The organism is Nocardioides koreensis (assembly GCF_039531775.1).
Taxonomy (GTDB): Bacteria; Actinomycetota; Actinomycetes; order Propionibacteriales; family Nocardioidaceae; genus Nocardioides; species Nocardioides koreensis.
Window position 1 is genome coordinate 242,567 of record NZ_BAAAQR010000006.1, and the last position, 9,783, is coordinate 252,349.

Annotated in this window: 9 protein-coding genes and 1 pseudogene; 3 read left to right on the forward strand and 7 right to left on the reverse strand. The window is 72.3% G+C overall.

What is annotated here, in order from left to right:
• Positions 1-14: 14 nt before the first annotated feature.
• Complete coding sequence (locus ABD268_RS12140; protein ID WP_344152111.1) at positions 15-632, reverse strand: class I SAM-dependent methyltransferase; 618 nt, start codon at positions 630-632, stop codon at positions 15-17.
• A 116-nt stretch (positions 633-748) separates the two neighbouring features.
• On the opposite strand from ABD268_RS12140, the gene ABD268_RS12145 reads away from it, so the two are divergent.
• A complete protein-coding gene (locus tag ABD268_RS12145; protein ID WP_344152114.1) occupies positions 749-3,064 on the forward strand; it encodes a transketolase-like TK C-terminal-containing protein in 2,316 nt (771 codons plus the stop codon).
• Positions 3,065-3,104: 40 nt separating this feature from the next.
• On the opposite strand, the gene ABD268_RS12150 is transcribed toward ABD268_RS12145, so the two are convergent.
• From ABD268_RS12150 to ABD268_RS12170, 5 genes are all read right to left on the reverse strand, one after another.
• Positions 3,105-3,875 carry an MOSC domain-containing protein gene (locus ABD268_RS12150; RefSeq protein WP_344152117.1) on the reverse strand — a complete coding sequence of 257 codons (771 nt, stop codon included), beginning with the start codon at positions 3,873-3,875 and terminating at the stop codon, positions 3,105-3,107.
• A gap of 37 nt (positions 3,876-3,912) precedes the next feature.
• On the reverse strand, positions 3,913-4,311 hold the full coding sequence (locus ABD268_RS12155; RefSeq protein WP_344152120.1) for a hypothetical protein: 399 nt from the start codon (positions 4,309-4,311) through the stop codon (positions 3,913-3,915).
• A 119-nt stretch (positions 4,312-4,430) separates the two neighbouring features.
• The gene (locus ABD268_RS12160; RefSeq protein WP_344152123.1) at positions 4,431-5,465 is read right to left on the reverse strand and encodes an NAD(P)-dependent alcohol dehydrogenase; all 1,035 of its coding nucleotides are present in this window, start codon (positions 5,463-5,465) and stop codon (positions 4,431-4,433) included.
• Positions 5,462-6,253 carry an iron-sulfur cluster assembly protein gene (locus ABD268_RS12165; RefSeq protein WP_344152126.1) on the reverse strand — a complete coding sequence of 264 codons (792 nt, stop codon included), beginning with the start codon at positions 6,251-6,253 and terminating at the stop codon, positions 5,462-5,464. The genes ABD268_RS12160 and ABD268_RS12165 overlap by 4 nt, the downstream gene beginning before the upstream one ends.
• A gap of 1 nt (position 6,254) precedes the next feature.
• Positions 6,255-7,292 carry an amidohydrolase family protein gene (locus ABD268_RS12170; protein WP_344152129.1) on the reverse strand — a complete coding sequence of 346 codons (1,038 nt, stop codon included), beginning with the start codon at positions 7,290-7,292 and terminating at the stop codon, positions 6,255-6,257.
• Positions 7,293-7,495: 203 nt separating this feature from the next.
• Between ABD268_RS12170 and ABD268_RS12175 the strand changes: the two genes are divergently transcribed.
• Positions 7,496-8,986, forward strand: a complete 1,491-nt coding sequence (locus tag ABD268_RS12175; protein ID WP_344152132.1) for an AAA-type ATPase lid domain-containing protein — start codon at positions 7,496-7,498, stop codon at positions 8,984-8,986.
• Positions 8,987-9,119: 133 nt separating this feature from the next.
• On the forward strand, positions 9,120-9,317 hold the full coding sequence (locus ABD268_RS12180) for a hypothetical protein (protein ID WP_344152135.1): 198 nt from the start codon (positions 9,120-9,122) through the stop codon (positions 9,315-9,317).
• 346 nt (positions 9,318-9,663) lie between these two features.
• Here ABD268_RS12180 and ABD268_RS22830 read toward each other — a convergent pair.
• Positions 9,664-9,783 (reverse strand): annotated as a pseudogene (locus ABD268_RS22830) (IS30 family transposase); the annotation flags it as partial.

The window sequence follows — 9,783 nt, forward strand, 5'->3', positions numbered from 1 at the left end:
CGGGTGAGACCGCGTCAGCCGTTCACCGCGACGCCCAGCGAGTCGGCATTCGCGAACTTCGGCGCACCCGGCTCGTAGAAGACGTCGATCTCCTTGATCTGGAAGCCCGCGCCCGTGATCAGGTCCGTGATCGGCCGGGTCAGGTGACAGCCGGCGAAGATGCGCTTGTTCAACGGCTCGATCCGGCGCTGCATCCGACGCACCTTCTTGTCCGGCGCCTGGCCGTGCTCCACGAAGTGCAAGCTGCCGCCCGGCCTGAGCACCCGGCGCAGCTCCTGGAGCGCGGCCTCGACGTCGGGGATGGTGCACATCGTCCAGGTGGAGAGGGCCGCGTCGAAGGAGTCGTCCTCGAAGGGCAGGTGCTGGCCGTCGAGCCCGGACCGGCGTACCGGGACCGCGGAGTCGGCCAGCCGCCGGCCGGCCAGCTTCCAGGCGAGGTCCGACGGCTCGACCGCTGCGACCGACACGACGCCGGCGGGATAGTGCGGCACGTTCAGCCCGGACCCGAAGCCGATCTCCACGACCTCGCCGGACAGTCCCGCGCAGACCCGCTGGCGGTACGGCACGGCGGCCTTGATGCCGCAGGCCTTGTCGACGATGCGGGGCACGACGTGCTCGGCGTAGAACCCCATCAGCTTCTCCTCTCCGGGATCGTGCTCGCTCTCGACGCTACCCCTGACGTGACGGAGCCGGCCCGGTTGCGCGAGGATCCGGGTCGCACAACGTCGTGCGACCCGGAAGGACCCCCATGAGCCAGCTCGACATCACCGGCCCCGCGCTGAGCAGCGAGGAGACCGGCACCCTGCGGGAGATCTCGCAGCGGGTGCTGTGGCTCTCCGCCGCGATCGTGGACGCCGCCAACCGCGGCCGGCCCAACACCAGCGGCGTGAAGGTCGGCGGCCACCAGTCGTCGTCGGCGTCGATGGTCGACATCATGGTGGCGCTGTGGTTCCACGAGCTGACCAGCGAGGACCGGGTCTCGGTCAAGCCGCACGCGTCCCCGGTGCTGCACGCGATCAACTACCTGCTCGGCGACCTCGACGCGGCGTACCTGCCGACGCTGCGTGCCAAGGGCGGCCTGCAGTCCTACCCCTCGCGGCTGAAGGACCCCGGCACCGTCGACTTCTCCACCGGCTCGGTCGGGATCGGGGCCACCGCCGCGCTGTGGGCCGCGATCTCGCACCGCTACGTCCGCTCCCAGTTCGCCGACGCACCGCCGGCCGGGCGGTTCGTCAGCCTGCTCGGGGACGCCGAGCTCGACGAGGGCGCCATCTGGGAGGCCGTCGCCGACCCGCAGGTCGCGCACCTCGGCGAGCTGCTCTGGGTCGTCGACCTCAACCGCCAGTCGCTGGACCGGGTCGTCCCCGACATCCAGATCGCCCGGCTGCAGGGCATGTTCGAGGCCGCCGGCTGGCAGGTCGTCACCCTGAAGTGGGGCCGGCTGATCTCCGAGCTGTTCGACCGGCCCGGCGGCTCCGAGCTGCGCCGCCGGCTGGAGGAGATGCCGAACGAGGAGTACCAGCGGATGCTCCGCGTCGACTCCTCCGAGGTGGCGACGCGGATCATGGGCGAGGGCGGTACGCCGCAGCTGCGGGCGCTGCTCGACCAGGTGCCGTCCGCGCAGCTGGCCGCGGCCGTCCGCGACCTCGGCGGCCACGACCTCGGGCTGCTGGTGGACACGTTCCGGGCCGTCGACACCACGCGCCCGACGGTGGTCTTCGCCTACACCGTCAAGGGTCGCGGGCTGCCCACCGAGGGGCACCCCAACAACCACTCCGCGCTGCTGACCGAGGCACAGATGCGGGCGCTGGCCGACGCCTCCGGCACCGCGCTCGAGGAGCCCTGGGCGGCGTTCGAGCCGGGCACGGCCGCGGACGACCTGTGCCGGGCCCGCGGCACCGCGCTGCGTCGTACGCCGGTCACCTCGCCCGCCCCGGTCGCCGTCCCCACCGCGCTGGGTCACCCGCACCGCAAGGCGGCGTCGACCCAGGCCGCGCTCGGCCGCCTGCTCGCCGACCTCAAGCACGACGCCCCCGAGGCCGCGGCCCGGGTGGTGACCTGCAGCCCGGACGTCGCCTCCTCGACCAACCTCGGCGGCTGGATCAACAAGACCGGGGTGTGGTCGGTGCACGACCGGCGGGACTGGTTCGCCGACGACCGCGAGCGGGTCCTGAAGTGGTCGGAGGTGAGCAACGGCCAGCACATCGAGCTCGGCATCGCCGAGGTCAACCTGGTCGGCCTGCTCGGCGAGCTGGGCGCGACCTGGTCGCGGTGGGGCGAGCGGCTGATCCCGATCGCGACGCTCTACGACCCGTTCGTGTCGCGGGCGCTGGAGCCGTGGTCCTACGGCATCTACTCCGGCGGGCAGTCGATCCTGGTCGGTACGCCGTCCGGGGTGACGCTGGCGCCCGAGGGTGGCGCGCACCAGTCGATCACCACGCCGTCGATCGGGCTGGAGCAGCCGGGCTGCGTGGCGTGGGAGCCGGCGTTCGCCCAGGACCTGGAGTGGACCTTCCTGCACGCCATGTCGCAGGTGGGCGTGCCCGGCGGCACCTCGGCGTACTTCCGGCTCTCGACGCGACCGATCGACCCGGCCCTGTCCCGGCTGCCCGAGGAGCCCGCGCTGCTGGAGCGGCGGCGTCGGCAGGTGGTCGCGGGGGGCTACCGGCTCACCTCGCACGACCTCGCGTCCGAGCAGGTGACGCTGGTGGGCGTCGGAGCGATGATGCCGGAGGTGGTGGCCGCCGCGGACCTGCTGGCCGCCTCGGGGGTGACGGCCGGCGTGGTCGGCCTGACCAGCCCCGACCTGGTGTTCCGGTCCTGGCAGCAGGGTGGCGGCATCGTCGAGGAGCTCTTCCCCGGCGACCACCCGGCGCCGCTGGTGACCGTGCTGGACGGGCACCCGCACACGCTGTCGTTCCTCGCCGGCGTGCGCGGCGACCGGACCCGCTGCCTGGGCGTCACCGAGTTCGGGCAGTCCTCGGGCCTCGAGGACGCCTACGCGCTGCACGGGATCGACACCGGCTCGATCGCCGACGCCGCGCTGTCGCTGCTGGGCCGCTGAGGAGTCGTGCGGCTGACGGTGCGCCGCGGCGCACTGTGGGTCACACGACCGCGTCGAGCTCGACCGCGTCGCCGGGGCGTACGACGCCTGGCTGGACCACGTGCGCGTCCACGCCGAGGTCGAGGGATCCGGAACGGCCCGCCAGCGCCTTGAGCAGCGGCGCCGACGCGACCCCCGTGACGGGGTCCAGGTCGATCACCGCGCACCGGGGGATCGGCGCGTTCACGCGGACCGTGGCGGCACCCAGCCGCAGCGTCCGGCCCGCCCACGCCTCCTCGGCCCATGCCCATTCAACCCAGGGCTCGTCGGTGTCGACGACCACCGTGGCCCGCAGCCGCGCCGCCTCGGTCACCAGCTCCGGCCGCGCGAGGCGGTCGGCCAGGTCGCGCAGGGAGGCCAGCGACACCACGCTGACCGGGGCGCCGTAGACCACCGCGCCCGGCGGGGCCGCGGCCAGCCGGACCGGGGAGCCGAGCCAGGAGGAGGCCAGTGCCGCGTGCGGTCCGTCGAGCAGGTCCAGCTCCGCGTCACGGCCCCAGTAGTCGCAGGTGATCCGTTCACCTGACACGGTCGGCGCCGCGGAGGCGGTCTCGCCCGAGGGCAGCACCAGGTCCAGGACGTGACCGTCCCACCGGGGCCGCACGGCGACCAGGGTGGGGTTCTGCACGGTCCGGAGCACCCGCCGGCGCGGGACGTCCACGAGGCAGAAGACCCGGTCACCGACCGGTCCGTGCTCGTCCAGCACCACGGCGTCGTACGGCGTGTGGCGCAGGCCCTTCACCGGGGTGAACCCCACGGCGGCGACTCTCATGCGGACGAGCCTGCCACGGGGACCCGGTCATGCGCTCCTAGGCGGGATGCGCGGCGGTCGTCGAGCCGTGGTGCATCACCCTGGCCCGCATGACGGCCACGACGGCGGCGCCGAGGCCGACCACTATCGCCAGCACGGTCCAGAACAGGAGCAGTGAGATCGCCACGCCGCCGACGACGGCCAGCGCCGCCCCGACCCACGGGTACTGGTCCTCGATGAGGAACCCGACCGCGCCCAGGAACGTGAGGGCGAACAGGACCAGGCTCAGCGCCCTGCTGCCGTTGTCGTTGGCCCAGAAGTCCGCATCGGCGATGAGGCTCACCACCATGGCCACCACGCCGACGGCCCCGATGATCGCGAGGATGGCCGCGCTGACGAGGCTGAGAGTGCCCAGGCGTCCGCCGGGCTTGCGAAGTCGTTCGATCATGTCGTTCATGACGCACCTCGACGGCGACGGGGCGGCACCGGTTGCCGGGACGTCGCCTTGTCCCCAGTCTCGCCCCCGGGCGCCCCGGCGTCATGACCCGAACGGGGTGGCCCGGGCGCGGAGACGCGTCAGGGGGTCAGGATCGCCCGCCCGCGCACCTTGCCGGCGTCCAGGTCGTCGATGGCGGACTGGAAGTCGTCGAGGGCGTACTTCGCGGTGTGCAGTTTCACCGCGCCCCGGGCCGCGAGCGCCATCAGGTCGCACAGGTCGTTGTAGGAGCCGACCAGGTTGCCGATGATGTTGATCTCGGTGGAGATGATGTCGATCGTCGGGACGTCGATGTTCTCGCCGTACCCGACCACGTGGTAGTCGCCGGCCCGCCGCAGCATCCGGATCCCCTCGGCGGTCGCGCCGCCCTCGCCGACGAAGTCGATGAGCACCTCCGCGCCGTTGCCGCCGGTGAGCGCGAGCACCTCCTCGACCTGCTTGCCCTCCGCGACCACGCCGTGGTCGGCGCCGATCGAGACGGCGAGCTTCACGGCGTCCGGGTTGCGGTCGACGACGATGAGCTCGGCCGGGCTGATCGCCTTGAGCACCTGGATGCCGATGTGGCCCAGGCCGCCGGCGCCGATGATCACGCAGCGGTCGCGCGGCGTGAGGCGGCGGGCGGCCTTCGCCGCGGCGTGGTACGCCGTGAGCCCGGCGTCGGCGAGCGCCGCGACGTCGGCGGGCTCGAGGGAGTCGTCGATCTTCACCACGCTGCGCGCGGACGTCCTGAGGTACTCGGCGTACCCGCCGTCGGTGTCGATGCCGGGGAAGGCACTGGCCTCGCAGTGCACGTCGTCGCCGGACCGGCAGGCGCGGCACAGCCCGCAGGTGATCAGCGGGTGCACGATCACCTTGTCGCCCTCGGCGACGTTGGTGACCGCGGACCCGGTCGCGTGCACCCAGCCGGCGTTCTCGTGGCCGATCGTGTAGGGCAGCGTCACGCCGGACTTCTCGGCCCACTGGCCCTCGAGGATGTGCAGGTCGGTGCGGCACACGCCGGCGCCGCCGATCTTCACGACGACGTCGTAGGGGCCGGTGGGCTCGGGGACGTCGACCTCGGTCATCTCGAGGTTCTGGTGGTAGCCGACCACCTGGACGGCGCGCATCGTGCTCATGAGGTGTGCTCCTTGAGTGTCGAGAGGGGGATGAACGTGGGCTCGGCGTCGTCGCGCGGGACCTGCGCGGACTCCGAGTCGGGGTAGCGGGTGCGCAGCAGGCCACGGCAGAAGTGCGCGTTCCCGTCGATGGAGATCCGGGTCGAGCGCGCCCTCCGCAGCTTCAGCGGGACCTCCTCGGGGGCGTACCCATGGCCCTCGTGGTCGACCATCACCAGGGCGTCCGGTGCGTCGGGCAGCCCGAGGGGCGCGCGGCGGCGCAGCAGCGCCTCGGTGTGCGGGCCGGGTGGCAGCTCGGCGAGCGTGACGGTGCCCAGCGACTCGACGGCGCGGTCGGGCTGGTCCCCCAGCAGCCCGGTCAGGCACCGCTCCATCGCGGCCGTGTGCGCCTTGCGCCGGAACGTCGCGCGCAGCTCCTCGAGGTCCTGGTCGGCCTCGTGGAGGAAGGTGCCCTTGTACCCCGCGTCGGCGGCCAGGCCTCGGTTGATCAGGTCGGAGTCGTGGTGGTCGTCGAGCTCGACGAGCACCCGGTCGGTCCAGGGCAGCGCGGTGAGCGCGTCCTTGGCGTCGGAGGCCATCAGGTAGGCGAAGTTCGGCGCGCAGAACGACGTCGGCAGCCGCAGGTGGACGCGTACGTCGGCGTGCGTGCGGCCGGCGTACACCTCCAGGGACCTGACGAACCCGAGGTCGGTGATCGGCTCGTCGAGCTCGGGGTCGACCACCGTGCCCAGCGCGGCGTACGCCGCCTGCTGCCACTCGGTGGTCGACGGGATGCCGGCGACGCCCATGTCACACCTTCGTCAGGTCGTCGGCGCCGCGCGGCCCGACCTCGGGCTGGTCGGCCTCGGGGAGCCGCAGCTCCTCGGGGACGGGGATGTCGTACATCTTGGCGGCGTTCAGGCCGAGGACCTTCTTCTTCTGCGCAGGAGTGAGCGGGGCGTACTCGGTCATGTCCTCGGGGATCTGGAAGTCCACGAACGACTCCACCAGCCACTTCGGCGTCCACAGCGCGTAGTCGGAGGAGAACTGGATGCGGTCCTCGCCGATCCAGTAGAGGAGCTCGCCCATGATCTGCGCGAAGTAGCGGGGCCGGGTGTGGATGAACGGCATCGCGACCGCCAAGCCGGCGTGCACGTTGGGCTCCTGCGTGGCGATCCAGCAGAAGTCCTCGAGCCGGGGCAGGCCGCAGTGCTCGACGACGAAGTTCAGGTCGGTGAAGTCGCTCGCCACGTGGTCGACGTCGGCCACGTCGAAGGCGTCCCGGTCCAGCGGTCGGATGGTCGGGCCCTTGTGGACGTGGATGTTGCGGATGCCCAGCTCGCGGCAGGCCTCGAAGTACCGGTACGCCCAGGGGTCGTCCAGCTTCCAGCCGCGGGACTCCCCGTGCCACTCCGCGGTGTAGAGCTTCACGCCCTTGAGGCGGAACCGCTCGGCGTCCATGCGCAGCTGGTCGAGCCCGACCTCGCCGTTGCGGGGGTCGAAGTTGTGGTTGTAGGTCAGCTTGTCGGGATGCTTCACCGCCAGCGAGAACGCCTCCTCGGTCTGCCCGAAGCCGTGGTGGTAGAACTCGCCGAGGTACGCCGGCTGGAAGATCGCGTGGTCGACGTACCCGTCCTCGAACAGGTCCCTCATCAGCCGGTCGCCGCCCTGGTAGAGGTACTCCTCGTAGCTCCACTGGGCATGCTCGGGGGAGAGGTTGCGGTGGTAGTCGTAGAAGCAGTCGATGAACTGCTTGCCATGGATGTTCCGCTGGTTCTCCGGGCGGGCGTCCCACAGTGCGATGTGCGCGTCGACGATGAAGTAGCTCTCGCCGTCCTTGGTGTACATGTGCGTCTCCGTTCCGCGTGACCGGTGCCACTTGCTCTCGAAGGTAGGACTGCTCGCAGCGACCGCAACCCGCTGCCGTGTCTCAATCTGAGACGAGCGGTGTCTCAATCTGAGACGTTGGTCCCTCGGCTCCCGCTCGGGCCGGTTGTAGCGTCGATCACGTCTCGGGGCCCAGGTTGTCGGGCGGCCCGGAGGGAGGCGCGATGGGTGAGGGAGAGCTCCCGGAGCGTGCGCGCCTGCACCGCGCGCACGAGGTCCCGGGGGTGACCGGGGCGGGCGGGTCCGCGGTGTCGGACCGGCTGATGGCCTCCTGGCAGCGCAGCCAGGACTACGGCGTGCCGCTGGAGAGCATCGAGCCGGTGTTCACCGGGACGTACGACGAGGAGTCGCTGTTCTTCGAGTGCGGGCGCGAGGTGCTCACCGACCTGCACCGCACCCTCGTCAACGAGCCGATCTCGTTGATGCTCACCGACGCCGACGGGCTGGTGCTGAACCGGCTCAGTGGGGACACCTCGCTGCTGCGCGCCCTGGACGCCGTGCACCTGGCGCCGGGCTTCGCCTACTCCGAGCGGGAGGCCGGCACCAATGGCCTCGGGCTGGCGCTCGCCGACCGGGTGCCGACCGTGGTGCGCGCCGAGGAGCACTACGCGCTCAGCCTGTGCACCTACACGTGCGCCGCGGTGCCGGTGCTGGACCCGCTCACCGGCCGGCTCGAGGGCAGCGTCAACCTGACCACCTGGTCGAAGTCGTCGAGCGACCTGCTGCTCGCGCTCGCGCAGTCGGCCGCAGGCAACACCGCCGCGCTGATGCTGGCCCGGTCGCAGGGCCGGCGGCCGCGGCCGACCCCGCGCGGCGAGGTGTTCCGGGTGGAGACCGAGCCGGGGTCGGGCACGCTGCAGGAGCTGTCGCCGGCCTGGACCGAGGCCCTCGCGCAGGCCGAGCGCGCGCTGACCGCCCGCCGGGTGGTCGCCGCGGTGGGGGAGCCGGGCGCCGGGCGGGCGACGATGCTCGCCCAGGCGCAGCGCCGCGCCCGGCCGCGAGACCGGATCCTCTCGGCGAGATCGCCGGCCGCCCAGGACACCGACCCGTGGCTGTCGCTGTGGTCGCCGGAGCTCGGCAAGCCGAACACCGCGGTCGTGGTGTGCGACGTGGACACGCTCCCGGTGTGGGCCGCCGACCGGCTGCGGGCGCTGGTGGTGCAGGCGTCAGCGCCCGGGACCGGTCTGCCGTTCTCGGTCACCGCGGAGCGGTTCGAGGACATCCCGGCGCCGCTGGAGTCGCTGGTCGAGACGGTCGTCCAGGTGCCGCCGCTGCGCGAGCGACCCGACGACGTACTGCCCCTGGCGCGGCACGCGGCCCGGCGGGTGAGGGGGCGCGACGTCGACTTCACCCCGGGCGCCGTCCAGGCGCTGCGCAGCTGCGGGTGGCCGGGCAACCTCGACCAGCTCAACCGGGTGGTGCGCGACGCGGCCACGCGCACCGACGTGGTCGACGTGCGCCACCTGCCCTCGGAGGTCCTCTCCGGCACCCCGCACCGGCTCACCCGGATCGAGGCGTTCGAGCGCGAGGAGATCGTGCGCGTCCTGACCCGGCCGGGGGTGACGATGAAGGAGGCCGCCGAGGAGCTCGGGATGAGCCGGGCGACGATCTACCGCAAGGTCGCGCAGTACGACATCCACATCCCCAAGGGCTGAGGTCCGCCCCCTTCCTGCCCACAGGCCGGGCTGGTGCGGCCTCCCTCCACAGGCACGCCGTACGACGTCCGTGGGCGTCGGTGCCCCCGCGGAGGGTGAATGCGTCCTTCACCGACCACCCACAGGAGTTCGCATGGTCCAGCCTGCCGACGTCACGCCGCCCGCGAAGGGCGTCGTCATCTCGCTCCTCGCCCACCGCCGAGCACGGCGGGCCACCCGCAACGGGGGCTGGCCGCTGTGCCTGGAGCGATGCCGAGCCCGTTCGGCAGTCGGCCAGGGACCACCTGCCGAGGTGATCGACCTGAGCCTGCGTCGTGACCCGGCGAGCTGAGCGATGACCGTCGACGAGACGTACGACGAGCTGCGGCGCGCGCCGTTCTGGCAGGTCCAGGCGGTCTTCGACCCCGACGGCGAGGGTGGCGACTTCGCCTACACGATCGGGCTGCGCGAGCGCGGCCTGCCCGAGCTGCACCTGTGGGCCCGGCCGACGCTGGGCGAGGACCCGGGCCACGACTGGGGTCGATCCACTTGGGGACCGGGAGGTGCTGGAGGCGTTCGGCATCGCTCCGGGCGCGGAGGTCCTGCCGGTGCGGTGGTCGCTGCACCGGCTTCCGGAGGGTGCTCCGACGGCTGTGCCGATCCCCGTGCGCCAGCCATTCGAGCCGGAGGTCGCGGATTCAACTGGCTGTTGCAACGAGTCTCTCGTTGAGAACTTGGGCGGGAGTCTGCCAGTTCAGGGTCATCCGGGGGCGGGTGTTCAGCCTGAGGGCGACGTCGTCGCAGGCGGTCTGGGTCAG